This window comes from Achromobacter sp. JCM 18799 (genome assembly GCF_055395645.1).
This window is the reverse complement of the sequence record NZ_AP043866.1, coordinates 5,011,836-5,035,398: the sequence shown is the minus strand read 5'-3', so window position 1 is coordinate 5,035,398 and position 23,563 is coordinate 5,011,836. Positions and strand designations below refer to the sequence as shown.

The following is a 23,563-nucleotide window of genomic DNA, read 5'->3' as shown; positions in this document are numbered from 1 at the left end:
AGCAGAATGAAACAGATCATCACCCACGTCACTCACTATCGCTATACCGCCCCGGTCACCTACAGCATCCAGACCTTGCGCCTGACCCCGCGCGACGACGAACACCAGCGCGTGCTGCGCTGGCACATCGAAGCGCCCGGCGAACTGGACAAGCAGGTGGACGCCTACGGCAACATCACGCACACGCTGACGCTCAACCAGCCCCATACCGACATCGAGCTGCGCGTGGTCGGACAGGTGCTGGTGGCGCCGCTGGAACGCGGCCTGCTGGGCAGCGAGGACAGCCGCCTGCCGGTGCACGCCTATTGCGTGCAGACGCCGCTGACCCAGGCCGACGACACCGTCATGGCCTTCGTGCGCGAGGCGCTGCCTGGCGGCCTGCGTACGCCGGACGACATCCTGGCCCTGGCCACGGCGGTCAGCGATCGCGTCGCCTACGAGCCCGGCACCACCGACGTCACCACCGCGGCCAACCAGGTGCTGGCCATGGGCCACGGCGTCTGCCAGGACCACGCCCACCTCTTTCTGGCCTGCGTGCGCGGCCTGGGCGTGCCCGCGCGCTACGTCAGCGGCTACCTGTACACCACCGCCGAACACGCGGCCAGCCACGCCTGGGCCGACGTCTGGCTGCCCGACGTGGGCTGGACCAGCGTCGACATCACCAACCGCCAGTTCGCCTCGGACTGCCACTGCCGGCTGGCGGTGGCGCGGGACTATGACTCGGCCTCGCCGGTGCGCGGCGTGCGCAACGGCGGCGGCCAGGAATCCATGGAGGTCAGCGTGCAGGTCCAGTCCAGCGCCCAGCAGTAACATCCCGCCGGCCTCGCCGCAATACAATGCGGCGTGGTTTTCCCTATTTCTGATCATGACCTACTGCGTCGCAGCCCGCCTTGATTCCGGCCTGGTGTTCCTGGCCGACTCCCGCACCAATGCCGGAGTCGACCAGATCAGCGTCTTCCGCAAAATGACCGTGTTCGAACGCCCGGGCGACCGCGTCATGGTGCTGATGAGTTCCGGCAACCTGGCGGTCAGCCAGGCGGTGCTGAACGCCCTGGCGCGCCAACACGACGAAGACGGCGAAACCGTCTGGAACGCCCCCGACATGTTCGAGGCCACCCGCCGCGTCGGCGCGGCGGTGCGCAGCGTCTACCACCACGAAGCCCCGGCCCTGCGCGAGCAGGGCGTGGACTTCAACGTCAACCTGATCTTCGGCGGCCAGATCGGCACCGAGCGCTGCCGCTTGTTCCAGGTGTATTCGGCGGGCAACTTCATCGAAGCCGGCCAGGAATGCCCGTACTTCCAGATCGGCGAGGCCAAGTACGGCAAGCCCATCCTGGACCGCGTGCTGCGCCCCGACACCTCGCTGGACGAAGCCGCCAAGTGCGCCCTGATCTCCATGGATTCCACGCTGCGGTCGAACATCTCGGTGGGCCTGCCGCTGGACCTGCTGGTCTACGACACGCACTCGCTGCGCGTCACGCACTTCGCCAGCATCGACGAGCACAACGAGTACTTCCGCATGATCCGCGGCACCTGGGGCGAACGCCTGCGCCAGGTCTTCGCCGAGATCCCGGACCCGCTCTGGAGCAATCCCGACTCGCCCGATTCGCTGGTCCCTCCCAGCCGCGTGCACCAGCCGCTGCGTGCGGAGCCGGTGGATGCGCCCGTGTCGAACTATTCGGCGCCGCAGGTACTGGCGGAAGATCCGGGGAAGGATCAGGCGAACTAGGGACCGTTGCCGACAGGAACACGCCGAGTCTCCCAGGCTGAAGCCCGGGATTCCGTCTGATACCGCAGGTTCCCGCGCACATTTGCGTGTTCCGGACGCCTTGATCCCTTGTGGCACGACCGGAATCGGCATAGAGTTTCTTCAACGTATATGCACGCCATATGCCCACCTTCCGAGGCCCGCGCAATTCACTGCTGCGGGCTTTCGTGTTCTTGTGCGGCATGATCGTTGCCACGATGAATTTGAGTGCGATCTTTCCATTCACTGAAGGAAAATCGACCGTCTCCCGCGCCCTACACTGCTTCGATTCGCATACAAGCCATGTGTCGGGCAAAGGGTTACGTCATGCATTACGTCATGTACCTGGACGAGTTCGGCCACATCGGACCCTTCGTCTCCCGTGATCATGGTAAACACCGGACGAGCCCGGTGTTCGGATTCGGCGGGTTGGTTTTGCCTGTGGAAACCGTGCGCGAATTCGCCATCTACTTCTACAAACTGAAATGCCATCTATTGAAGTTCGAACTGGAACGGCAAGACCAACCTGCGTACCGCTGGGAAAAGAAAGGCGCACCACTCTATACCGTCCGGAATGTTGAAAAGTACCAGCAGTTGCGGACCGCAACGGGGCGTTTGCTGAACCGGATCAGACAAATCGGCGGACACGTGATCTACAGCGGTGAGCAAAAGACAACAGACGCGACATCGCATCAACCCGCAGAGATCTTCAAGCAGCAATTGCTACGCATAGTCCGACGCGCGGATCGGTTTTTCTCGGCAAGACAGGCCACCTTCATGCTTTTGATCGACGAACAACAGGCGGGCAGCCGGTGGCGCGAAATGAATGTCGAAGCCTGCACGCTGGCGATGTTCGAAGATGCCACCGACCAATGCAGAACGCTGGTCGAGCCGCTGATTCAAGGTGAAAGCCACCTGTTCCAGACCCTTCAATGCGCTGACTGGATCTGCAGCCTGGTGGGCCGGCTGTACGCCTTCCAGGTGGCGTCCGCGCAGTACCGAGACTGGGAGATTTTTCACCATTACTTTCATGACCGCCTGCAAGCCGCAGCCCTCCCGTGCAGCGGACTCGGTTCGCAGGACGAGCAGGAAAATCCCCCGCTCATATCGCCTTCCGCGTAAACCCTCCTTTCCAGCAACCGAAACCCGGCTTGCGGAACCGCGAATTCTCATCCGGGCGCTGTCGCGCCACACTGGTGTCCGGCCGTCATGCTTTGCCTTGGGGGCCCCGACAACACCACAAGGAGCGAGACATGCCCCCTATCTACGCGCGCGCGCTCAAGCGCGCGGCCTGGCCCGTGCTGGCCCTGTCCTGCCTGGTCTCTGGCACCGCCGGCGCGCAAGGCGCCTATCCCAACCATCCCATTTCACTGGTCGTGCCGTTCGCGGCGGGCGGGCCGACCGATGTGGTGGCGCGCAGCCTGGGCGCGTCCATGTCCAAGACGCTGGGCCAAAGCATCATCATCGAGAACCGCACGGGCGCCGGCGGCACGCTGGCGTCGCAGCACGTGGCGCGCGCCGCGCCCGATGGCTACACCTTCCTGATACACCATAACGGCATGGCCACCGCGCCAGCGCTGTACCGCAAGCTGTCGTTCAACCCGCTGACGGACTTCGCCTATGTCGGCCAGGTGGCCGACGTTCCCATGACGCTGCTGGGCCGCAAGGACCTGCCCGCGGACGGCATGAAGGACTTCATCAAGTACGCCAAGGAGAACGGCAACAAGATCAACCTGGCCAACGCCGGGCTGGGCGCGGTGTCGCAGCTCTGCGGCATGCTGCTGCAGGAATCGCTGGGCGTGCAGTTCACCACCGTGCCCTATGCCGGCACGGCGCCGGCGATGACCGCCCTGCTGGGCGGGCAGGTGGACGTGCTGTGCGATCAGACCACCCAAACCATTCCGCAGATCAAGGCCGACCGCGTGAAGCTGTACGGCGTCACCACGCTGGACCGCATCAAGACGCTGCCCGATGCGCCGACCCTGCAGGAGAATGGCCTGAAGGGCTTCGAGGTCAAGGTGTGGCATGGCGTCTACGCGCCCAAGGGCACGCCGCCGGAAGCCGTCGCCAAGTTCAACGAAGCGTTGCGCGCCGCGCTGAAGGACCCCGCCTTCACGCAGAAGATGGCGGAACTGGGCGCCGAGATCGTGCCGGAATCCAAGCAGACCCCGCAGGGCCTGCAGACCTGGCTGCAATCCGAGGTCGACAAATGGGGCGGCATCATCCGCAAGGCGGGGGTGTACGCCGACTGACGGCGCACACCGGGCGCGCGGCCAAAGAAAAGCCCACCCTCTCGGGTGGGCTTGGCCTTTATGGCGGGGCAGCCTGTTACGCCTGCACCGCTAGTTCCTTCCACACCGCCAGCGGCGCTTCCGCGTGGTTCAAGGTGTAGAAATGCAGGCCCGGCGCGCCGTTGTCCAGCAGCGTCTGGCACAGCTCGGTGACCACGTCCACGCCGAAGGCGCGGATGGAGGCCTTGTCGTCGCCGAACTCGGCCAGGCGCAGACGGATCCAGCGCGGCACTTCCGCGCCGCACATTTCCGAGAAGCGCAGCAGCTGCGTGTGGTTCGTGATGGGCATGATGCCCGGCACGATAGGCACGTTCACGCCCTTGGCCTGGGCCCGGTCGACGAAGTCGAAGTAAGCGTCGGCGTTGAAGAAGTATTGCGTGATGGCTGCGTCGGCGCCAGCTTTGACCTTGTTCACGAAATGGTCCAGGTCGGCCGAGGGATTGGCTGCCTGGGGGTGCATTTCGGGATAGGCCGCGACTTCGATGTGGAACCAGTCGCCCGTTTCCTCGCGGATGAACGACACCAGCTCGTTGGCGTAACGCAGTTCGCCCGCATCGCCGCCCATGCCCGAGGGCAGGTCGCCGCGCAGGGCCACCACGCGCCGCACACCGTCGTTCTTGTAGGCCTGGAGGATGTCCCGCAGATCCTGGCGGGTGGCGCCGACGCACGAAAGGTGCGGCGCCGCCTCGCAACCCAGGTTGCGCAGCGTGCGCACGGCGTCCGCCGTGCCGGCGCGGGTGGAACCGCCCGCGCCGAAGGTCACGCTGACGTACTTGGGCTGGATGGCCAGCATCTGCTTGGCCGCGCGCACCATCCGTTCCTGGCCGGCCAGGTCGCGCGGCGGGAAGAATTCCAGACTGAAAGCGGGAGTAGTCGAATCAGACATTAGGGGATCAGCTTCGTGAGCAGGCCAGAGATGATGCTGTACAGGATCGCACCGCCCACGGCCCACCAGAACCCGTTGACCTGGAAGCCCTTCAGCACGGAGCCGACGAACCAGAACAACAAGGCGTTGATGACGATGAGGAAGAGACCGAGAGTGACGATCGTGATCGGCAGCGTCAGCAGCACCAGCACCGGCTTGACCAGCATGTTCACCAGACCCAGCACCAGCGCGGCGATGAGCGCCGATCCGAAGCTGGCCACGGTGATGCCGGGCAGCAGGTAGGCCACGGCCAGCAAGGCCACCGCGTTCAGGATCCAGACGAGTATCAATGCCATGTTCGATCTCCTGTTGTGAGCCCGCCGGCCCTGCCGCGGCGATACGTTCGCGACAGGGGTCCCGCAGACCGGAAAGCCCGCGCCGACATGGCGCGGCACTTGCCTATTTTGCTACAACCATCAATAGCGGTAGTGCTCGGGCTTGTACGGGCCTTGCACCGGCACGTTGATGTAGTCGGCCTGATCCTGGCGCAGGGTCGTGAGCTTCACGCCCAGCTTCTTCAGGTGCAGGCGGGCGACCTTCTCGTCCAGGTGCTTGGGCAGCACGTAGACCTGGCCCGACGTGTAGGCTTCGTTGCGCGTGAACAGCTCGATCTGGGCGATGGTCTGGTTGGCGAACGAGGACGACATCACGAACGAGGGGTGGCCGGTGGCGCAACCCAGGTTCACCAGGCGGCCCTGGGCCAGCAGGATGATGCGCTTGCCGTCCGGGAAGATGACGTGGTCGACTTGCGGCTTGATCTCTTCCCACTTGCAGTCGGCCAGGCTGGCGACGTCGATTTCGTTGTCGAAGTGGCCGATGTTGCACACGATGGCCTGGTCCTTCATGGCGTTCATGTGCTCACGCGTGATGACGTGGTAGTTGCCGGTGGCGGTGACGAAGATGTCGCCGTGGGCGGCGGCTTCTTCCATGGTCACGACCTTGAAGCCTTCCATGGCGGCCTGCAGGGCGCAGATCGGATCGACTTCGGTGACCCAGACCTGGGCGCGCAGCGCGACCAGCGCCTGGGCGCAGCCCTTGCCGACGTCGCCGTAGCCGGCCACGACGGCAACCTTGCCAGCGACCATCACGTCGGTGGCGCGCTTGATGCCGTCGACCAGCGATTCACGGCAGCCATACAGGTTGTCGAACTTGGACTTGGTGACCGAGTCGTTGACGTTGATGGCGGCAAAGGCCAGCTCGCCCTTTTGCGACATCTGGTACAGGCGATGCACGCCGGTGGTGGTTTCTTCCGTCACGCCCTTGATCAGGGCCAGGCGGGTCGAATACCACTTGGGATCGCGCTTGAGGGTTTCCTTGATGGCGGCGAACAGGATGCGCTCTTCGTCGCTGCCCGGGTTGGCCAGCACCGAGATGTCCTTCTCGGCCTTGGTGCCCAGGTGCAGCATCAAGGTGGCGTCGCCGCCATCGTCGAGGATCATGTTGGCGTTTTCGCCATTGGGCCATTCGAAGATCTTGTGGGTGTACTGCCAGTACTCTTCCAGCGTTTCGCCCTTGACGGCGAAGACCGGGGTGCCCGACGCGGCGATGGCGGCGGCGGCGTGGTCCTGCGTCGAGAAGATGTTACACGAGGCCCAGCGCACTTCGGCGCCCAGCGCCACCAGCGTTTCGATCAGCACGCCGGTCTGGATGGTCATGTGCAGGCTGCCGGCGATGCGCGCGCCCTTGAGCGGCTGCTTGGCGGCGAATTCCTCGCGGATGGCCATCAGGCCGGGCATTTCGGTTTCGGCGATGGCGAGTTCGCGGCGGCCCCAGCCGGCCAGCGACATGTCGGCGACGAGGTAGTCGGAAAAGGATTTATCGGTCACAGCGTTCATGGTGTGTAGGCTCCACGTGAAATACGAACGGCGCAGGATATGGCCGGACAACGCGAAGGCACCACGAAGGTCGAGTGCTCGCCTTTCCCGCCATATGCGACAAAGGTGAGCGCCGTTGCTGTAGCGCCGCGCAAGGCGCGCCGCTTGAACAAGGATTCCTGAGCCTGGCGAGCCTGGCCCCGCTTGCCGTGCCGGCTGGCGGGAACCGCAGGGTCGTCGCAACGCTCCTCAGGATTGCCGGGCATTGTACCCGGGAACCGTCCGCCAAGGATCAAACCCCTGGCTCCCTGGCGGGCATTTCGCCGCCAGGCCGCCGCGCAAGCACGGCCCCTTCGGGCACGCACGACGCCTGCGCATGCTCCGCGCCGCGGGCGCTCCCGTCCAGCGGCACCAGTGCAGCCAGCAGGGTCGCGGCCACCGAGTCCCAGCTGCGCGTCAGGGCGTGTTCGCGCACCGCATGGCGGTCCAGCGACAAGGCCGAGCGGCAGGCATGGGCCAGGTCTTCGTCCAGGAAACCGGTGACGCCCTGGGTCACCACCGCCAGCGGCGCTTCGCTGCGGAAAGCGGCCACCGGCGTGCCGCAGGCCATGGCCTCCAGCATGACCAGGCCAAAGGTGTCAGTCAGGCTGGGGAAGACGAAGGCGTCGGCCGACCCGTAGAGCGCCGGCAGCGCTTCGTCGTGCCGCATGCCCAGGAAAATCGCGCCGGGAAAGCGCTTCTTCAGCCGCGCCTCATCCGGCCCCGCCCCCACCACCACCTTGCTGCCCGGCAGGTCCAGCGACAGGAAGGCGTCCAGATTCTTCTCGCGCGCCACGCGGCCCACGCTCAGGAATACGGGACGGGGCAGGTCCGGGAAGGCCTGGCCTGCCCCCGGCTGGAACTTGCGCGGGTCCACCCCGCGCGACCAGATTTGCAGGTTCCCCAGGCCGCGCCGCGCCAGCACGTCTCGCACCGTGGGCGTAGGCACCAGCACCCGTTGCGAGGGCCGGTGGAACCAGCGCAGATAACGCCAGGGCAAGGCCGCCGGGATGCCCATGCGCGCCTGCAGGTAGTCCGGGAACATGGTGTGGAACGACGTCGTGAAGCGCCAGCCCCGCGCCAGCGCCATACGGCGCGCGGCCAGGCCCAGCGGGCCTTCGGTGGCGATGTGCAGGGCGTCGGGCACGATATCGCCCAGGATGCGGCGCAATTGCCGGCCGGGCTGCAGACACAGCCGCAGGTCGGGCTCGGAGGGCGCCGGCACGGTGCGGCTGCCCTGCGGGTTCACCACGATCAGCTCGTGGCCCCATTCTCCAAGGATCTGCTGCATGGTCGTCCAGGTGCGGACGACGCCATTGACTTGCGGATGCCAGGCATCCGTGACCAGGACGATGCGCATGATGGAGCCGGAAGTGGGCAATAGCGCGATTTAGCCCGCGCCATGTGACATGCCCAAGACGGCCTGCGCGGCCGCCGGCTAATTGTTGCGGCGCGGATACCCTTGCGCCGTGATGCGCACCCAGACTTCGCGCTTTTCCTCTTCCGTCATGAACACCCAGTTGGCGACTTCCATGGCGGTGCGGCCGCAGCCGCGGCAAATGTCGTCAAACAACGTGGAGCAGACGGCCACGCAGGGCGAATCCGAAGCCTTGAAGGCGCGTTGCGCGTCTTCGGCGTCGGGGAGTTTGGAGAGGTCGACGTGGTGCTGATTCATCGGGCGTAGGTTAACACCCGGAGTGCGTCCCCTTTTGGATGGCCCTATGCCCCGCCCGGACTTGAATACCTGCCCGCGCGCACGGTGCTACACGCGGGCAGCCCTCTCTATTCGCGCCAGCCGAAAAACTCCCTGGCCTGCGCCAGCAGCGCGTCCGGACATTCTTCCGCCAGATAGTGCGCGCCCGGCAACGGACCGCCGGATACGTCGTCCGCGATCGCGCGCCATAGCGCCAGCACGTCGAAGTTGCGGCCCACGGCGCCGCGCTCGCCCCACAGCGCACGCAATGGCAGGCGCAGGCGTTCGCCGGCCTCCCGGCCGGCGCGGTCGTGCTCCAGGTCCAGCGTGGCGGAAGCGCGGTAGTCCTCGCAGATGCCCGTGGCCCAGCCGGGCAGTTGCGCCGCGCGTTCGTACTCGGCCATGGCCTCGGCGGAAAAGTGCGCCAGTCCGCCGGGCCGTCCGCCCATCACGGAACGCAGGTAGAACACCGGGTCGCGCTCGATCATGGTTTCGGGCAGCGGCGCCGGCTGGATCAGCCAGAACCAGTGGTAATAGGCCTGGGCGAAGGCGCGCGTGGTGCCTTCATACATGTCCAGCGTGGGCGCGATGTCCAGCAGCATCATGCGGCTGACGGCGGCGGGATGGTCCAGCGCCAGCCGGTGCGCCACGCGCGCGCCGCGGTCGTGCGCCAGCACCTCGAAGCGCTGGTGGCCCAGGGCGCGCATCAAATCGATCATGTCGGCCGCCATCGCCCGCTTGGAATAGGCCGCGTGGTCCGGCGACGCGGCCGGCTTGTCGCTATCGCCGTAGCCGCGCAGGTCCGCCGCCACGCACGTGCGGTGGCGCGTCAGTTCCGGCCAGACGCGGTGCCAGATGGCGTGCGTCTGGGGATGGCCATGCAGCAGCAGCAGCGGCGGGCCAGCGCCGTCGACGCGGGCTGCGATGTCGATGCCGTTGGCCGCGATGCGGCGCACGGGCAGGTCGAAGAATGCGGTCATATGGCCTCTTGGTTCAGGCGGTCGCGCACACGGCGCGCCAGATCTTTCATCCAGGGATGCCGCGCCCAATGGCCGGCCTCGAAACGTTCCACCTCGTCCAGCCGCTGCAATGATGCGCCCACCATGTCCTGCCCCTGCGCGTACATGCGGCGGTGCCGTTCAGGCAGCGTGAACGCCGCCGTCCAGCCGTCCATGGCGGTGACGCGCCCGGCCGCCACATCGATGCCGACGCGGTTGGAGGCCGTATTGGACACCCTGGCAAGCAAGGCGTCGATCTCGGCCGGCGCCAGGCTGATCAGCAGCAGGCCGTTGTTCACCGCATTGAAGTAGAAGATCTCGCCGAAGCTGGGCGCGATCACCGCGCGGATGCCGAACTGCTGCAAGCCCCACACCGCATGCTCGCGGCTGGAGCCGCAGCCGAAGTTCGGCCCCGCCACCACGATGGACGCGCCGGCGTAGGCGGGCTGGTTCAACACGAAATCGGGCCTGGGCGCGCCGCCCGCGTCAAAGCGCAGGTCATGCAGCAGGCCACGGTCCAGCCCTGCCTTGTCGATGATGCGCAGGAACTGCTTGGGCATGATCTGGTCGGTGTCCAGATTGGAAAAAGGCAGCGGCGCGGCGACGCCCTCGATGATTGCGGTCATGCGTGTTGCTCCCAGACGCGGACGTCGACGATGCGGCCGGCCAGCGCGGCGGCGGCGGCCATGGCCGGAGACATCAGGTGCGTGCGGCCCGCGCGCCCCTGCCGGCCTTCGAAATTGCGGTTGGTGGTGGAGGCGCAGCGCTCGCCCGGGCTGAGCACGTCGTCATTCATGGCCAGGCACATGGAACAGCCGGGCTGGCGCCATTCGAAGCCGGCCTCGATCAGTTGCGCCGCGATGCCCTCGGCCTCGGCCTGCGCGCGCACCGCGCCCGATCCGGGCACCACCATGGCCCGCACGCCGGCCGCCACCTTGCGGCCGCGCAACACGGCTGCCGCCGCGCGCAGATCCTCGATGCGTCCGTTGGTGCAGGAGCCGATGAACACGCGGTCTATCGGCACGCCGGCTATCGGCGTGCCCGGCGCGAGGCCGATGTAGTCCATGGCCTTCTCCAGCGCCAGGCGGGCCAGCGCGTCGGGCTCGGCCTGCGGGTCCGGCACCACGCCGTCCACCGGCATGGCCTGGTCCGGGCTGGTGCCCCAGGTGACGAAGGGCGCGATCGCGGCGGCATCCAGCACATGCTCGGCGTCGAACGCGGCGTCCTCGTCCGAGCGCAGCGTGGCCCAATGGGCGCGCGCCTGCGCCAGCGCCTCGCCTTGCAGTTCGGGCGCATGCGCGGCGATGTAGGCCTCGGTGGTGGCGTCCGGCGCGATCAGCGCGGCGCGGGCGCCGGCTTCCACCGTCATGTTGCACAAGGTCATGCGGGCCTCGGCGGACAGCGCGGCGATGGCCTCGCCGCAGAACTCCACCGCATGCCCGCGCGCGCCTTGCGCGCCGATGCGGTGCACGACGCAGATCACCAGGTCCTTGGCGGTGACACCGGCCGGCAGCGCGCCGTCGACGCGGATGCGCATGTTGCGCGCCACCCGGTACGCCAGCGTCTGCGTGGCCAATATGTGTTCGACCTCGGACGTGCCGATGCCGAAGCCCAGCGCGCCCAGCGCGCCGTAGGTGGTGGTGTGGCTGTCGCCGCACAGCACCACCATGCCCGGCAGCACCATGCCATGCTCAGGCGCGATCACGTGCTCGATCCCTTGCAGCGGATCGGTGGTGTCGAACAACGCGATGCCCTGCGCGTCGCAGTTGCGCTTGAGGTTGAGCGCCTGGCGCGACGAGGCGTCGTCGGCGATCACACGCAGCGCCGCCGGCACCGGATGCGTGGGGATGATGTGGTCCACCACCGCCATCTGCTGCCCGGGACGCAGCACGCCGCGCCCGCGCGCGGCCAGGCCGCTGAAGGCCTGCGGGCTGGTGTATTCGTTCATGATGTGCAGGTCGACGTAAAGCAGGATGTGCTCGTCGTCGATCCGGGCCACCTCATGGCTGGCCACCAGTTTGTCGTACAGCGTCTTGCCGGGCATGTCTTGCGTCCTTCGTAGTTGGGTCTTGCGGCCCGATCAGTTGGCCTGGATGCCGGCGTCCTTGACGATGCCGGCCCAGCGCGTCATCTCGGCGGCCACCATCGCGTCGGTCTTGGCGGGCGTGGAAATCAGCGGATCGAAGCCTTCGCGGCCCATGCGCTGCGCCAGCTCGGGCGAACGCAAGGCCTGTTCGAGCTTGGCGTTCAGCGTGTCGATCACGGCTTGCGGCGTGCCCGCGGGCGCGCTGATGACGAACCAGGTGTTGAACTCGTAGCCGGGCAGCCCGGACTCGGCGATGGTGGGCACGTCGGGCAAGAGCGGCGAACGCGTGGTGCCGGTCACGCCCAGCGCCTTGAGCTTCTTGCCGTCGACCTGCGGCTTGGCCGCGGACAGCACCGGAAAGCTCATCTGCACCTGGCCGCTGATGGTGTCCACCATGGCGGGGCCGCCGCCCTTGTAAGGCACGTGCAGGATCTGGGTCTTGGACACCGACTTGAACAGTTCCGCGGCCATGTGGAAGGTGCTGCCCGTGCCTGCCGAACCGAAGCTCAGGTCGTTGGCGGGCCGCGCGCGCACATAGGCCAGCAACTCGCTCACATTGGCCACGGGCAACTGGTTGGTCACCGTCAGCACGTGCTGCGACGTCCCTATCGTGCCGACCGAACGCAGGTCCTTGGTCGTGTCGAACGGCATGTTCTGGAACAACGCCGGGTTGATCGCCAGCGACATGGTGTTGACGGCCAGCGTGTAGCCGTTGGGCTCGGCGCGCGCCACCGCGGCCATGCCGATGTTGCCGGAAGCGCCGGCGCGGTTCTCCACCACCACACTCTGCCCCAGGGCGCGGCCCCAGGCATCCGAAATCAGGCGTGCGGCGATGTCCACGCTGCCGCCGGGCGCGAACGGCACGATGAGCGTCACGGCGCGCTGGGGAAAGGCGTCGGCGGCGGCCGGCTGGGTCCAACAGGATGCGGCAATGGCCGCGCATAGAACGCCGGCAGCTTTGTTGATCTTCATTCCTGGTCTCCTCGGTTGGCCGCGCCAGGCGGCTCTTTAGTGGTGAGGCCAGTGTATAAGCCGGTCCGGTTCTTATAATTACTTCTCCAGATAAAGCTTTATTAAATTAAGTTTATAAATAAGCGCATGGACGCCCTTTCCGATCTCGCCTTCTTCTCGCTGGTGGTCAAGCACGGCAACCTGTCCGCCGCCGCCCGCGAACTGGGCCTGACCCCGCCCGCGGTCAGTACGCGCCTGGCCAAGCTGGAGCAGCGCCTGGGTGTGCGGCTGCTGAACCGCACCACCCGCCGGGTCAGCGTCACGCAGGAAGGCGAGCTTTATCTGGCAGAAGGCGCACGCATCCTGACGGACCTGGAAGCGCTGGAACGTTCCGTATCGAGCGCCCGCGCCCGTCCCCAGGGGCTGCTGCGGCTGAATGCCACATTCGGCTTTGGCCGCGCCCACATCGTGCCCGCGGTGTCGGACTTCGCCCGCCAGTACCCGGAAGTGGAAGTCCAGATGCGCCTGACCGACAGGCCGCTGAACCTGATCGAAGAAGGCTTCGACGTGGCGGTGCGCTTTGGCGACCTGCCCGATGCGCGCCTGACCGCGCGCAAGATCGCGTCCAACCGGCGGCTGCTGTGCGCGTCGCCGCGCTACCTGGAAATCCATGGCGAGCCGCGCGCGCCGGGCGACCTGCAACGCCACCGCTGCATCGTGGTGCGCGAGAACGACGTGGCCTATGGCACCTGGCGGCTGGAATCGGGCCAACGCGCGGAGACCGTGAAAGTGCGCGGCCCGCTCAGCTCCAACGATGGGCAAAGCGCCCTGGAATGGGCGCTGGACGGCCACGGCATCGTCATGCGTTCGGAATGGGAAACGGCCGAGCATCTGCGCGCCGGCCGTCTGCGCGCGGTGCTGGCCGACTGGCGCACGCCGCCCGCGGACATCCATGCGCTGTATCCCGAACGCCTGAACCTGCCGGCCAAGACAATCGCCTTCGTGGAGTTCCTGTCGCAGCGCTTTGCCCGGCATCTGCGCGCACCAGGTTCGGACGACGCGGTCTGGTGAACCGGTCGCGTCCCGCTCCGGCGCGGCCGCGATGCTACGCGTCCGCCCCCAGCCGCCCGCCGGCGCGCACGATGCCGCAACGCTTGTGCGCCCGCATCACCACGCCGACTTCGCTGTTCAACACGCCGTCCAGCTCGCCCAGGCGGCGCGTCACGACATCCCACAGATGCAGGCTGTCGCGGCACAGCACGTGCCAGAACAGCTGCGATGCGCCGCTGGTGCCGAACAGGCAGCGGGTGTTGGGGTCCAGCGCCAGATGCGCGGCCAGCGCGTCCACGGCTTGCGGGCGCACCTGCACCGAAATCACCGCCTCCACCGGAAAGCCGACCAGCGCCGGCTCCACTTCCACGCGGAAACTCAGCGCGCGACGCTCCACCATGTTGTGCAAGAGACGCTGCGCGGTGGGCTCGCTGACTCCGGCATGCTCGGCCAGTTCCGCCAGGCTGGCGCGGCCATCACGCATCAGGTAGGCCACCATGCGCTGTTCAGCGTCCGTCAATGCCGCGGGCGGCTGCGCCGCGGCGGGCTCGGCCGCCGCCCCATCGGGCTGGGCCTGGATACGCCACTGGCCGGCGCGGCGGAACGGCCGCAGCACCAGCCGCGCCTCCACGTGCTCCACCCCGTCGATGGACGGCAGCACGCGCGTCACCACGTCCGGCATGTCGGCGGCGTCCGCCAGCGTCAGCTCGGCCATCAGATCGGCCGAACCGGCCAGCGTGACCACCAGCTGGCTCAGGTCCAGCCGCGCCAGCTGGTCCGCCACCTCCGGCACGCGGCCCGACCGGCAGCGCACCCAGGCGTGCAGCACCACGCCGCGGCCGGTAGCCAAGGGATCGGGTTCGGCGATGACACGCAGGGCGTCGGCATCCATCAGGCGCTTGATGCGCCGCGCGACGGTGCGCTCGGGGATGCCGGTGGCGGCGCCCAGCTCGCGCCAGGATGCGCGGGGGTCCGCCTGCAGCGCGATGAGACAGGCGAGATCGGTGTCGTCCAGCCCCGGAGCTAGGGGCTTACCCTTACTTGACGTGTCCATATTCATTAATTTAACTTTCGCGCATTGATAAAAACACAAAATTAAACGGTCTTTTTGACCAAAAATAAATTCTTATTTGAGGTTTTCATGAGCAGCACATCAGCGCCCCTGCGCAAGCCGCAGGGGGCAGCCGCCTCGGCCGGCACCGCGCCCGTCTCCCGCTCGCGCACCATTCTGGCCGGTAGTGTAGGCAATGCCGTCGAATGGTTCGACTGGACCATCTACGCGTCCTTCGCCATCTTCTTCTCCAGCCAGTTCTTCCCCGAAGGCAACGAAACCACGGCCCTGCTGGCGACCTTCGGCATTTTCGCCGTGGGCTTCTTCATGCGCCCGGTGGGCGGCTGGCTGCTGGGCATCTTCTCCGACCGCTACGGCCGCAAGGCCGCGCTGGGCCTGACCATCCTGATGATGGCCGGCGGCTCGCTGATCATCGCCGTCACCCCCACCTACGCCTCCATCGGCCTGGCCGCTCCGCTGCTGCTGACCGCTGCGCGCCTCTTGCAAGGCCTGTCGCTGGGCGGAGAGTATGCCTCGGCCACGACCTTCCTGGCGGAAATGGCGCCGCCCAACAAGCGCGGCTTTTACTCCAGCTTCGTGTTCTTCAGCGCCGCCGTGGGCATCCTGGCCGCCTCGGCCATCGGCTGGGTGCTGACCTCGACCTTGACCAAGGCCGAGATGGCCGCATGGGGTTGGCGCATCCCGTTCTTCCTGGGCGCCTTGGGCGGCCTGGCTGGCATGTGGATCCGCCGCTCCATCCCGGAAACCGAAGCGTTCTCGCACGCCAAGAAGGCCGGCGTCGAAAAGCAGCCGCTGCGCACCCTGCTGCGCGACCACCCGCGTGAAGTGCTGCGCATCGTGGGCTTTTCCATCCTGACCACGTTCGCGTTCTACATCTTCGTGGCCTACGTACCCACCTACGCCATCCGCCAGGTGCATGCCGACCCGAAGACCGCGTTCGCCGCAAACACCGTCGCGCTGATCGTATTCATGCTGGTGCAGCCGCTGTTCGGCATCCTGTCCGACCGCATCGGCCGCAAGCCTCAGTTGATCTTCTTCGCCGCCGGCTACCTGGTGTTCTTCTACCCGCTGATGACCACGCTGGGCCCGTCGTTCGGTTCGATCCTGGCGGTGGAGCTGTTCGGCCTGGTGCTGTATGCCATGTACACCTCGATCGCGCCGGCCATCATGTCCGAACAGTTCCCCACCAGCGTGCGCGCCGTCGGCATCGGTACGCCGTACAACCTGGTCGTCGCCTTGCTGGGCGGCACCACGCCCTACCTGCTGACCTGGCTGCAGAGCAAGGGCATGGAGCGCTGGTTCTTCTACTACGTGCTGGCGGGCGCCGTGATCACCCTGATCACCTTCATCCGCATGCCGGAAACCAAGGGCCAGAGCCTGAAGTAAGCAGAGAGAACGAACGTCACGCACCAGCGCTTTCCGGTTCCCGCGGGACCGGAAAGCTTTTTCTTTTCCGATGAGACCCATGCCAGCACTAGACACCGCCCTGCACTTCCAAGACGCCCAGGCCCTGGCCGGCGCCATCCGCCGGCGCGAACTGAGTTCGCGCCAGGTCACCACCCACTTCCTGGACCGTATCGAGCGCGCCCCCGCGCTGGCCGCCTACAGCGAAGTCACGGCCGAGCGCGCGCTGGCCCAGGCCGACGCCGCCGACCGCCTGCTGGCCGCGGGCATTCTGCTGGGTCCCCTGCACGGCGTGCCCGTGGCGGTGAAGGACAGCGTGCAATGGGAGGGCGTCAGCGTCTGTCTGGGTTCGCTCGCCCTGCAGGGCCGGATCAGCGACGTCACGGCGGTCCCGCTGCAACAGCTGGCTGCGCAAGGCATGGTGGTGCTGGGCAAGACCCGCATGACCGAATTCGCCTTCGGCCTGTCGGGCCAGAACCCCACCCAAGGCACCGCGCGCAACCCCTGGGACGCGCAGACCGCGCGCGCGCCGGGCGGCTCGTCCAGCGGCGCGGGCGTGGCCGTGGCCGCCGGCCTGGCGCCGCTGGCGCTGGGCGGCGACACCGGCGGCTCGGTGCGCGCGCCCGCGGCGCTCAACGGCCTGGTGGGCTACAAGCCGTCCACCGGCGTCATCAGCCGCACCGGCTGTCTGCCCTTGTCGGATACGCTGGACGTGCTGGGTCCGATCACGCGCACCGTGGCCGACGCCCGCCTGCTGACCCAACTGCTGGCCGGCCCCGACATCGGCGACGCGGCCACGCTGGACTTTCCCGCAAGCGCCATCGCCGCCTTGCGCCAGCCCGCCGCGCGCGGCCCGGGTCCGGTGGCCGTGCTGGCGCCCGAGGCCTGGCCCGCCCCCTTGGCCGAGGCCGGCCTGCGCGCCTGGCGCGAGGCCGAGGAAAACCTGGCGCGCGCCGGCTACACGCCCACGCCCTGGCATCCGCCCGCGGCGCTGTCCTTTGCCCGCATGGCCGACGACAACTCCGTGGTGCTGGCCTACGAGGCCTACCGCTACTACGGCGCGTTGGCCGAAGACCCGGCCACGCCGCTGTGGGACGTGGTGCGCAAGCGCATCGCGGCCGGCGGCCGCATCGCGCAGGCCGACTATGAAGCCGCGCTGCAACGCCGCGCCGCCGACATGGCCGCATTCGCGCAAGCCATGCAAGGCCTGGACGCCCTGCTGATGCCCGCCTGCGACCAGGCCGCGCAAGCGCTGGACGCCGACGATACGCGCCACGCCGGGTTGGGCAAGCTGCTGCGCCCCGCCAACTTCCTGGGCGCGGCCGCCATCTCGCTGCCCGTGGGCTTCGATGCCGAAGGCATGCCCATGGCGGTGCAGTTGCTGGCGCCGGCAGGCGGCGACGCCGCAATGCTGGATTGCGCCGCGGCGCTGGAGCCGGTGCTGGCGCCGGCGCTGCGCCGGCCGGATTTGTCAGGCTGGGGGCTGTAAGGTCGCTGCCGCAATGAAAAAGCCCCCGCACTGCGGGGGCTTTCTTGTTCAAGCGCCGGGAAGGCTTACGCGCCCTTCTTCAGCGCCTGGACCTTGTCCGTGGCTTCCCACGAGAATTCCGGCTCGGAACGGCCGAAGTGGCCATAGGCGGCGGTCTTGGCGTAGATCGGACGCAGCAGGTCCAGCATGTTGACGATGCCCTTCGGACGCAGGTCGAAGTGCTCGCGCACCAGCTTGGCGATCTGGTCGTCGGGGATGACGCCCGTGCCTTCCGTGTAGACGGTGATGTTGATGGGCTCGGCCACGCCGATGGCGTAGCTGACCTGCACCTGGCACTGGCGCGCCAGGCCGGCGGCCACGATGTTCTTGGCCACGTAGCGGGCCGCGTAGGCGGCCGAACGGTCGACCTTGGACGGATCCTTGCCCGAGAACGCGCCGCCGCCGTGCGGGCAAGCGCCGCCGTAGGTATCGACGATGATCTTGCGGCCGGTCAGGCCGCAATCGCCTTGCGGGCCGCCGATGACGAAGCGGCCGGTCGGGTTGACCAGGAACTTCGTTTGCGGCGTGATCAGGCCTTCGGGGAAGCTGGGCTTGATGATGTCTTCGATCACCGCTTCGCGGATGGTTTCTTGCGAAACCTCGGGTGCGTGCTGGGTCGACAGCACCACCGTGTCGACTTCCGCCGGGCGGCCGTCGATATAGCGGAACGTCACTTGCGACTTGGCGTCGGGACGCAGCCACGGCAGGCGGCCGTCCTTGCGCAGCTCGCTCTGGCGCTGCACCAGGCGGTGCGCGTACCAGATCGGAGCGGGCATCAGATCGGGAGTTTCGTCGCAGGCATAGCCGAACATCAGGCCTTGGTCGCCCGCGCCCTGGTTCAGATAGTCTTCAGAGCTGCGGTCCACGCCCTGGGCAATGTCCGGCGACTGCTTGTCGTAGGCGACCAGCACCGCGCAGCCTTTGTAGTCGATGCCGTATTCGGTGTTGTCGTAACCGATGCGGCGGATCGTGTCGCGCGCGACCTGGATGTAGTCGACGTTGGCGGTGGTGGTGATTTCGCCAGCCAGCACTACCAGACCGGTGTTGCAGAGGGTCTCGGCTGCGACGCGCGCATTCGGGTCCTGCGTGAAGATCGCGTCCAGGATCGAGTCGGAGATCTGGTCGGCAACCTTGTCGGGGTGCCCTTCGGAGACGGATTCGGAAGTAAAGAGAAAGTCGTTGTTGGCCACAGATGCGTCCTTGGTGGCCGGCATTGCCGGCGCATAGGTTCACGAGGCGCGTTGCACCCCTGACCGCATGACATACGCAAATCTGGGCGCGACGCTTTAGCGGATTTGGCAAGAGGCGCGCAAAGCGCTGTACCCTTGCCGTCGCCCCGCAAGTTGTCGGTTAACTCGGCGACTGCGCTATTTTAAGCGAAAATGCGGTTCTGCCGCCAAAGCTGGGGGACGTATGCATATATCCCGGCCCCAGGCGCACTTTCTGTCCGTCCCATTTTTCTGCCGCATGCTGCTCTTCCTGTTCAGATCATTCGCCGCCCTGCCCCTTTCCGTCGCGCACGCCGTGGGGCGGCTGGCCGGGCGCGCGATCTACGCCTGGCCGGGCAAGTACCGCCGGCGGCTGCAGGCCAACGCGGCCCAGGCCGGCTACCCCGATCCGGCGTTCGCGCGGCGCGCGGCGGGCGAAATCGGCGCCATGATCCTGGAGAGCCCGCGCGTCTGGTTCCGCAATGAACAAAGCCTGGCTCAGGTGATCTCGGACGACAACGACGTGGTCAGCGCGGCCCGCGCCGAGAACCGCGGCATCCTGTTCCTGACGCCGCACCTGGGCTGCTTCGAGATCACCGCGCGCTACCTGGCCCGCCAGATGCCCATGACCGTCATGTTCCGGCCGCCGCGCAAGGACATCCTGGCCCCGCTGCTGGAAACCGCGCGCAATACCTCGGCCGTCAATGCCGTGCCGGCCACCATGCAGGGGGTGCGCGAATTCGTGCGCGCCCTGCGCCGCGGCGAATCCGTCGGCATGCTGCCCGACCAGGCGCCCAGCGTGGGCGACGGCGTCTGGGCGCCGTTCTTCGGGCGCATGGCCTACACCATGACGCTGCCCGGCAAGCTGGCCACGCAAACGGGCGTGCCCATCATCCTGACCGCTGGCGAACGGCTGCCGGGAGGCCGGGGCTGGCGCATCCACTATGTCCGCGTGCCCGAACCGCTGCCCGCCGATGCCGCCGAGCAGGCCGCGTTGCTCAACGCCGCCATGGAAACGCTGATCCGCCGCTGTCCGGAGCAATACCTCTGGAGCTACAACCGCTACAAGACGCCGCGTGGCGCCCCGCCGGCCCCCGCCGCCGACACTCCTGCTTCGGCCAGCTGAACCGCCGCGCCCCGTCCGCTCCCTATTTCCCACCATGACTGATTTCAAAACGCGCGCGCTGGTATCCCTGATGAAATGGTTCGGCCGCATCAAGCCGTCGACCCGGCAGCGCATCGGCGCAACCCTGGGCTGGCTGGCGCCGCGGCTGGCCAAGTCGCGCACGCGTATCGTGCGCCGCAATCTGGAACTGTGCTTTCCCGACCAGCCCGAACACGTGCGCGAACAGTGGGTCGCGGACCACTTCCGCGCACTGGCGCAGTCCATCGTCGACCGCGGCGTGCTCTGGTACGGCACGCCCGAGGCCATCAAGGAGATGGTCACGCAAACTGGCGCTGACCGCATCAACGAACTGACTGCCCAGGGCCGCCCGGTGATCCTGCTGGCGCCCCATTTCATCGGGCTGGACGCTGCCGCGACGCGGCTCACCATGGAGGTGCCCAGCGGCGCCACCATGTACACGCCGCAAAGCGATCCTCAGGTCGACGCCATCGTCGCCGCCGGCCGCAAGCGCTTCAACGAAGTGTTCCTGGTCAGCCGCAAGGACGGCGTGCGCGACCTGATCCGCCACCTGCGCGAGCGCCGTCCCGTCTACTACCTGCCGGACATGGACTTCGGCCGCCAGGGCGCCACCTTCGCGCCGTTCTTCGGCGTGCCGGCGGCGACATTGCTCGCCACCGCCCAACTGGCCAAAAAATGGGATGCCGCCGTGCTGCCCATCCTGGACTTCTGGAACCCGGATACCGGCCGCTACCACGTCGAAGTGCTGCCGCCGCTGGCCGACTTCCCCGGAACCGACTCGCTGGAAGACGCCACCGCGCGTCTGAACCGCGAGCTGGAATCCTGGGTGCGCCGCTGCCCCAGCCAGTACTACTGGGTCCATCGCCGCTTCAAGACCCGTCCGCCGGGCGAACCCAAACTCTACTGAGTCCGCGGCCCGCGCCGCTCGCGCCGCTCGCGCCCCAATATGGGCGATAATCCAGTGATGAACTGGAACTTCACCAAAATGCATGGCGCGGGCAACGATTTCGTCGTGCTCGACGGGGTCCGCCAGACCATCGAAATGACGCCCGAGCGCGCCCGCGCCTTGGGCGACCGCCATTTCGGCATAGGCGCCGACCAGATCCTCCTGGTCGAGCCCGCGACCCGGCCCGACGCCGATTTCCGCTACCGCATTTTCAATTCCGACGGCAGCGAGGTCGAGCACTGCGGCAACGGCGCGCGCTGCTTCGTGCGCTTCGTGCATGAGCAGGGCCTGTCCGACCGCAATCCGCTGCGCGCCGAAATCGCCACCGGCATCCTGGTGCTGGACCAAGGCGACGACGAACAAGTCACCGTCGACATGGGCAGCACGCGTTTCGAGCCCGCCGCGCTTCCGTTCGACACCGCCGGCCTCTCCTCGCGCATCGAAGGCCAGGACACGCTGTGGGAACTGGAACTGGACGCGCCCGCCGGCCTGCCGCGCACGGTCGCGCTATCCGCCGTGGCGATTTCCAATCCGCACGCCGTGCAGGTGGTGGACGACGTCGACACCGCGCCGGTAGCCGTGCTCGGCCCGCTGATCGAAACCCATCCGCGCTTCCCGCGCCGCGTCAACGCCGGCTTCATGCAGATCGTCGACCGCAACAACATCCGCCTGCGCGTGTTCGAACGCGGCGCCGGCGAAACCCTGGCTTGCGGCACGGGCGCCTGCGCCGCCGTCGCGGCAGGCATTCGCCGCGGCCTGCTGGACTCGCCGGTGCGCGTGCAAGCGCGCGGCGGCGTGCTGACCGTCGCCTGGAACGGCGAGCAATTACGCATGACCGGCCCAGCCGAGTCCGTCTTCACGGGGCAGGTCGATATCGACAAGCTCGTCTTCTCCATGGGGCTGAACCGATAAGCCATGACTGATACCGCTATTACCGCTCAGGACGTCGCTGATTTCCTGCAAGAGAACCCTGGCTTCTTCGACGATCACGCAGACGTCTTCGCCACGTTGCAGGTGCCGCATCCGCACGGTTCGCGCGCCATTTCGCTGGGCGAACGCCAGATCCTGACGCTGCGCGAGCGCAACCGCGAACTCGAATGGCGCCTGAACGAACTCGTGCGCAACGCCACCGCCAATGAAAGCATCGGCACGCATGTGGCCAAATGGTGCTGCCGTCTGCTGTCCGAATGCGATCCGCAGCATGTGCCGGGCGAGATCGCCCTGGGACTGGCCGAACAGTTCGAGCTGAACCACGTGGCGCTGCGCCTGTGGGATCTGTCGGAACTGCCGGCGACCGGCTACGGCGAACCCGTCACGCAAGACGTACGCACCTTTACCGACAGCCTGAAGACGCCGTACTGCGGCGCCGACACCGAATTCGAAGCGGCCGGCTGGCTGGATGCCAAGCCCAAGTCCCTGGCGCTGGTGCCGCTGCGCCTGGAAGCCAACGGTCCCGCCGTCGGCCTGCTGGTGCTGGGTTCGGACGACGCCGAGCGCTTCACGCCTGAAATGGGCACGACCTTCCTGGAATCCATCGGCCAGCTGGCTTCGGCGACGCTGCATCGCCTGAATCCGGCCTCGCCCAAGGCCTAGCACCGACACGGGCGGACGCCATGGCGAAAACCACGCAAGCGCAAGACGCGGCCCCGCCCGAAACTCCCCTGCCGGACGCCATGAGCGCCTGGCTGCGCCATCTGGAAACCAACCGGCGCTACTCGCCCCACACGCTGGACGGTTATCGCCGCGAACTGCATTTCCTGCGCGAGCTTGCCGACCAGGCCAAGCTGCCGCTGGACAAGATCGGCAACGGCCACATCCGCCAGTTCGTGGCGCGCCTGCACGCCCAGGGCCGCGGGCCACGCAGCCTGGCGCGCACCCTGGCGGCGTGGCGCGGCTTCTATCAATGGTGGGCGCCGGCCATCGAACTGGCTGGCAATCCCGTGGCCGGCGTGCGCGCCCCCAAGGCGCCGCGCGGCCTGCCCAAGGCCCTGTCCGTGGAACAGACCCAGGCCCTGCTGGACCGCGCACCCGCACAAGTGGCGAACGAACCGGCCGCGTTGCGCGACCAGGCCATGTTCGAACTGCTCTATTCCAGCGGCCTGCGGCTGTCGGAGCTGGTCGGGCTGGACCTGCGCTATGAACGTTCCGGCAATTACGAATCGCGCGGCTGGCTGAGCCTGGAAGAGGCCGAAGTCATCGTCCTGGGCAAGGGCGGCAAGCGCCGCTCGGTGCCCGTGGGCCAGGCCGCGCTGGCGGCCCTGCGCAAATGGATCGCGGCGCGCCCGCAGCTCGCGCCCTTCACGGCGCAACCCGAGGACGCGGCCGCACTGTTCCTGGGCGCGCGCGGCCGCCGGATTTCGCCGCGCGTGGTGCAGCTGCAACTGGCGCGCATCGCGCAGCAGGCCGGCGTGCCCACGCATGTGCACCCGCACGTGCTGCGCCACAGCTTCGCCAGCCACGTGCTGCAATCCGCGCAGGACCTGCGCGCCGTGCAGGAAATGCTGGGCCACGCCAACATCTCGACCACGCAGATCTACACCCGGCTGGATTTCCAGCATCTGGCCCGCGCCTACGATCAGGCGCATCCTCGGGCCGGACGCAAATCCTGAACGCCGCGGGCCCCGCGCGTTCCGCGGGAACGGCTGCGCGAATTCGCACGGCCGCTTC

At 67.4% G+C, this 23,563-nt stretch carries 23 protein-coding genes and 1 riboswitch; of the genes, 12 read left to right on the top strand and 11 right to left on the bottom strand.

All coding sequences use genetic code 11. The features are described 5' to 3' along the window. Positions 1-6: 6 nt before the first annotated feature. The 4 genes from ACZ5YA_RS23750 (at position 7) to ACZ5YA_RS23735 (ending at position 3,999) form a co-directional block, all read left to right on the top strand. A complete protein-coding gene (locus ACZ5YA_RS23750) occupies positions 7-810 on the top strand; it encodes a transglutaminase family protein (RefSeq protein ID WP_464091317.1) in 804 nt (267 codons plus the stop codon). A 55-nt stretch (positions 811-865) separates the two neighbouring features. Next, positions 866-1,729, top strand: a complete 864-nt coding sequence (locus ACZ5YA_RS23745) for a proteasome-type protease (RefSeq protein ID WP_464091316.1) — start codon at positions 866-868, stop codon at positions 1,727-1,729. 357 nt (positions 1,730-2,086) lie between these two features. After that, positions 2,087-2,869 carry a DUF3800 domain-containing protein gene (locus tag ACZ5YA_RS23740; protein ID WP_464091315.1) on the top strand — a complete coding sequence of 261 codons (783 nt, stop codon included), beginning with the start codon at positions 2,087-2,089 and terminating at the stop codon, positions 2,867-2,869. Positions 2,870-3,000: 131 nt separating this feature from the next. Then, on the top strand, positions 3,001-3,999 hold the full coding sequence (locus tag ACZ5YA_RS23735; RefSeq protein ID WP_118933257.1) for a tripartite tricarboxylate transporter substrate-binding protein: 999 nt from the start codon (positions 3,001-3,003) through the stop codon (positions 3,997-3,999). Positions 4,000-4,075: 76 nt separating this feature from the next. Here the strand turns inward: ACZ5YA_RS23735 and metF are convergent, their stop codons facing one another. The 9 genes from metF to ACZ5YA_RS23690 all read right to left on the bottom strand — a co-directional run bounded on the left by metF (position 4,076) and on the right by ACZ5YA_RS23690 (position 12,565). Continuing rightward, the gene (gene metF, locus ACZ5YA_RS23730) at positions 4,076-4,924 is read right to left on the bottom strand and encodes a methylenetetrahydrofolate reductase [NAD(P)H] (protein WP_059374132.1); all 849 of its coding nucleotides are present in this window, start codon (positions 4,922-4,924) and stop codon (positions 4,076-4,078) included. Next, a complete protein-coding gene (locus tag ACZ5YA_RS23725; protein ID WP_006389784.1) occupies positions 4,924-5,259 on the bottom strand; it encodes a phage holin family protein in 336 nt (111 codons plus the stop codon). Before ACZ5YA_RS23725 ends, metF begins: the two co-directional genes overlap by 1 nt. 120 nt (positions 5,260-5,379) lie before the next feature. Continuing rightward, a complete protein-coding gene (ahcY, locus tag ACZ5YA_RS23720; protein ID WP_059374131.1) occupies positions 5,380-6,798 on the bottom strand; it encodes an adenosylhomocysteinase in 1,419 nt (472 codons plus the stop codon). Between the two features lie 100 nt (positions 6,799-6,898). Continuing rightward, positions 6,899-7,034, bottom strand: a riboswitch (S-adenosyl-L-homocysteine riboswitch). Positions 7,035-7,069: 35 nt separating this feature from the next. After that, positions 7,070-8,176, bottom strand: a complete 1,107-nt coding sequence (locus ACZ5YA_RS23715) for a glycosyltransferase family 4 protein (RefSeq protein WP_118933263.1) — start codon at positions 8,174-8,176, stop codon at positions 7,070-7,072. 78 nt (positions 8,177-8,254) lie between these two features. Continuing rightward, positions 8,255-8,491 carry a DUF1289 domain-containing protein gene (locus tag ACZ5YA_RS23710; protein ID WP_054457003.1) on the bottom strand — a complete coding sequence of 79 codons (237 nt, stop codon included), beginning with the start codon at positions 8,489-8,491 and terminating at the stop codon, positions 8,255-8,257. Between the two features lie 107 nt (positions 8,492-8,598). After that, positions 8,599-9,489: an alpha/beta fold hydrolase gene (locus ACZ5YA_RS23705; RefSeq protein ID WP_464091314.1), complete on the bottom strand. Its 891-nt coding sequence runs from the start codon at positions 9,487-9,489 to the stop codon at positions 8,599-8,601. Continuing rightward, on the bottom strand, positions 9,486-10,133 hold the full coding sequence (gene leuD, locus ACZ5YA_RS23700) for a 3-isopropylmalate dehydratase small subunit (protein WP_419342011.1): 648 nt from the start codon (positions 10,131-10,133) through the stop codon (positions 9,486-9,488). Before leuD ends, ACZ5YA_RS23705 begins: the two co-directional genes overlap by 4 nt. Further along, the gene (gene leuC, locus ACZ5YA_RS23695; RefSeq protein WP_118933259.1) at positions 10,130-11,551 is read right to left on the bottom strand and encodes a 3-isopropylmalate dehydratase large subunit; all 1,422 of its coding nucleotides are present in this window, start codon (positions 11,549-11,551) and stop codon (positions 10,130-10,132) included. Before leuC ends, leuD begins: the two co-directional genes overlap by 4 nt. A gap of 36 nt (positions 11,552-11,587) precedes the next feature. Next, positions 11,588-12,565 (bottom strand): tripartite tricarboxylate transporter substrate binding protein, encoded by a 978-nt coding sequence (locus tag ACZ5YA_RS23690; RefSeq protein ID WP_306634582.1) that lies wholly within the window; start codon positions 12,563-12,565, stop codon positions 11,588-11,590. 126 nt (positions 12,566-12,691) lie between these two features. Here ACZ5YA_RS23690 and ACZ5YA_RS23685 point away from each other — a divergent pair, with 126 nt between their 5' ends. Next, entirely contained in the window at positions 12,692-13,615 is a 924-nt protein-coding gene (locus ACZ5YA_RS23685; RefSeq protein WP_118933261.1) for a LysR family transcriptional regulator, read from the top strand. A 34-nt stretch (positions 13,616-13,649) separates the two neighbouring features. On the opposite strand, the gene ACZ5YA_RS23680 is transcribed toward ACZ5YA_RS23685, so the two are convergent. Next, positions 13,650-14,654, bottom strand: coding sequence for an Lrp/AsnC family transcriptional regulator (locus ACZ5YA_RS23680; protein WP_059374125.1), 1,005 nt, complete (start codon positions 14,652-14,654; stop codon positions 13,650-13,652). Between the two features lie 81 nt (positions 14,655-14,735). On the opposite strand from ACZ5YA_RS23680, the gene ACZ5YA_RS23675 reads away from it, so the two are divergent. Continuing rightward, the gene (locus ACZ5YA_RS23675; RefSeq protein ID WP_059374124.1) at positions 14,736-16,052 is read left to right on the top strand and encodes an MFS transporter; all 1,317 of its coding nucleotides are present in this window, start codon (positions 14,736-14,738) and stop codon (positions 16,050-16,052) included. Positions 16,053-16,131: 79 nt separating this feature from the next. Then, on the top strand, positions 16,132-17,559 hold the full coding sequence (locus tag ACZ5YA_RS23670; RefSeq protein ID WP_280016618.1) for an amidase: 1,428 nt from the start codon (positions 16,132-16,134) through the stop codon (positions 17,557-17,559). 65 nt (positions 17,560-17,624) lie between these two features. Here ACZ5YA_RS23670 and metK read toward each other — a convergent pair whose 3' ends face one another. Next, complete coding sequence (metK, locus tag ACZ5YA_RS23665; protein ID WP_088143368.1) at positions 17,625-18,788, bottom strand: methionine adenosyltransferase; 1,164 nt, start codon at positions 18,786-18,788, stop codon at positions 17,625-17,627. 277 nt (positions 18,789-19,065) lie between these two features. Between metK and ACZ5YA_RS23660 the strand changes: the two genes are divergently transcribed. Genes ACZ5YA_RS23660 through xerC form a run of 5 tightly spaced genes read left to right on the top strand, consistent with a single transcriptional unit; the run spans position 19,066 to position 23,505 of the window. Next, positions 19,066-19,932, top strand: a complete 867-nt coding sequence (locus ACZ5YA_RS23660; RefSeq protein ID WP_059374122.1) for a lysophospholipid acyltransferase family protein — start codon at positions 19,066-19,068, stop codon at positions 19,930-19,932. 34 nt (positions 19,933-19,966) lie between these two features. Further along, positions 19,967-20,857 (top strand): lysophospholipid acyltransferase family protein, encoded by an 891-nt coding sequence (locus ACZ5YA_RS23655; protein ID WP_251878252.1) that lies wholly within the window; start codon positions 19,967-19,969, stop codon positions 20,855-20,857. A 39-nt stretch (positions 20,858-20,896) separates the two neighbouring features. Beyond that, positions 20,897-21,808 (top strand): diaminopimelate epimerase, encoded by a 912-nt coding sequence (gene dapF, locus ACZ5YA_RS23650; RefSeq protein WP_118933495.1) that lies wholly within the window; start codon positions 20,897-20,899, stop codon positions 21,806-21,808. Between the two features lie 3 nt (positions 21,809-21,811). Continuing rightward, positions 21,812-22,489, top strand: a complete 678-nt coding sequence (locus tag ACZ5YA_RS23645; RefSeq protein WP_464091313.1) for a DUF484 family protein — start codon at positions 21,812-21,814, stop codon at positions 22,487-22,489. Positions 22,490-22,509: 20 nt separating this feature from the next. Then, positions 22,510-23,505, top strand: a complete 996-nt coding sequence (gene xerC / locus ACZ5YA_RS23640) for a tyrosine recombinase XerC (protein ID WP_251878254.1) — start codon at positions 22,510-22,512, stop codon at positions 23,503-23,505. Positions 23,506-23,563: the final 58 nt, after the last annotated feature.

Bases quoted from the DNA above. Each gene is read 5' to 3' on its own strand.
- ACZ5YA_RS23735 (WP_118933257.1), top strand. From the start codon at position 3,001: ATGCCCCCTATCTACGCGCGCGCGCTCAAGCGCGCGGCCTGGCCCGTG.
- ACZ5YA_RS23680 (WP_059374125.1), bottom strand. From the start codon at position 14,654: ATGAATATGGACACGTCAAGTAAGGGTAAGCCCCTAGCTCCGGGGCTG.
- ACZ5YA_RS23660 (WP_059374122.1), top strand. From the start codon at position 19,066: ATGCTGCTCTTCCTGTTCAGATCATTCGCCGCCCTGCCCCTTTCCGTC.
- ACZ5YA_RS23685 (WP_118933261.1), top strand. From the start codon at position 12,692: ATGGACGCCCTTTCCGATCTCGCCTTCTTCTCGCTGGTGGTCAAGCAC.
- ACZ5YA_RS23705 (WP_464091314.1), bottom strand. From the start codon at position 9,489: ATGACCGCATTCTTCGACCTGCCCGTGCGCCGCATCGCGGCCAACGGC.
- ACZ5YA_RS23675 (WP_059374124.1), top strand. From the start codon at position 14,736: ATGAGCAGCACATCAGCGCCCCTGCGCAAGCCGCAGGGGGCAGCCGCC.
- ACZ5YA_RS23715 (WP_118933263.1), bottom strand. From the start codon at position 8,176: ATGCGCATCGTCCTGGTCACGGATGCCTGGCATCCGCAAGTCAATGGC.
- ACZ5YA_RS23725 (WP_006389784.1), bottom strand. From the start codon at position 5,259: ATGGCATTGATACTCGTCTGGATCCTGAACGCGGTGGCCTTGCTGGCC.
- ACZ5YA_RS23690 (WP_306634582.1), bottom strand. From the start codon at position 12,565: ATGAAGATCAACAAAGCTGCCGGCGTTCTATGCGCGGCCATTGCCGCA.
- ACZ5YA_RS23750 (WP_464091317.1), top strand. From the start codon at position 7: ATGAAACAGATCATCACCCACGTCACTCACTATCGCTATACCGCCCCG.
- leuC (WP_118933259.1), bottom strand. From the start codon at position 11,551: ATGCCCGGCAAGACGCTGTACGACAAACTGGTGGCCAGCCATGAGGTG.
- leuD (WP_419342011.1), bottom strand. From the start codon at position 10,133: ATGACCGCAATCATCGAGGGCGTCGCCGCGCCGCTGCCTTTTTCCAAT.
- ACZ5YA_RS23655 (WP_251878252.1), top strand. From the start codon at position 19,967: ATGACTGATTTCAAAACGCGCGCGCTGGTATCCCTGATGAAATGGTTC.
- ACZ5YA_RS23745 (WP_464091316.1), top strand. From the start codon at position 866: ATGACCTACTGCGTCGCAGCCCGCCTTGATTCCGGCCTGGTGTTCCTG.
- metF (WP_059374132.1), bottom strand. From the start codon at position 4,924: ATGTCTGATTCGACTACTCCCGCTTTCAGTCTGGAATTCTTCCCGCCG.
- ACZ5YA_RS23670 (WP_280016618.1), top strand. From the start codon at position 16,132: ATGCCAGCACTAGACACCGCCCTGCACTTCCAAGACGCCCAGGCCCTG.
- xerC (WP_251878254.1), top strand. From the start codon at position 22,510: ATGGCGAAAACCACGCAAGCGCAAGACGCGGCCCCGCCCGAAACTCCC.
- ACZ5YA_RS23710 (WP_054457003.1), bottom strand. From the start codon at position 8,491: ATGAATCAGCACCACGTCGACCTCTCCAAACTCCCCGACGCCGAAGAC.
- dapF (WP_118933495.1), top strand. From the start codon at position 20,897: ATGGGCGATAATCCAGTGATGAACTGGAACTTCACCAAAATGCATGGC.
- ahcY (WP_059374131.1), bottom strand. From the start codon at position 6,798: ATGAACGCTGTGACCGATAAATCCTTTTCCGACTACCTCGTCGCCGAC.
- ACZ5YA_RS23740 (WP_464091315.1), top strand. From the start codon at position 2,087: ATGTACCTGGACGAGTTCGGCCACATCGGACCCTTCGTCTCCCGTGAT.
- ACZ5YA_RS23645 (WP_464091313.1), top strand. From the start codon at position 21,812: ATGACTGATACCGCTATTACCGCTCAGGACGTCGCTGATTTCCTGCAA.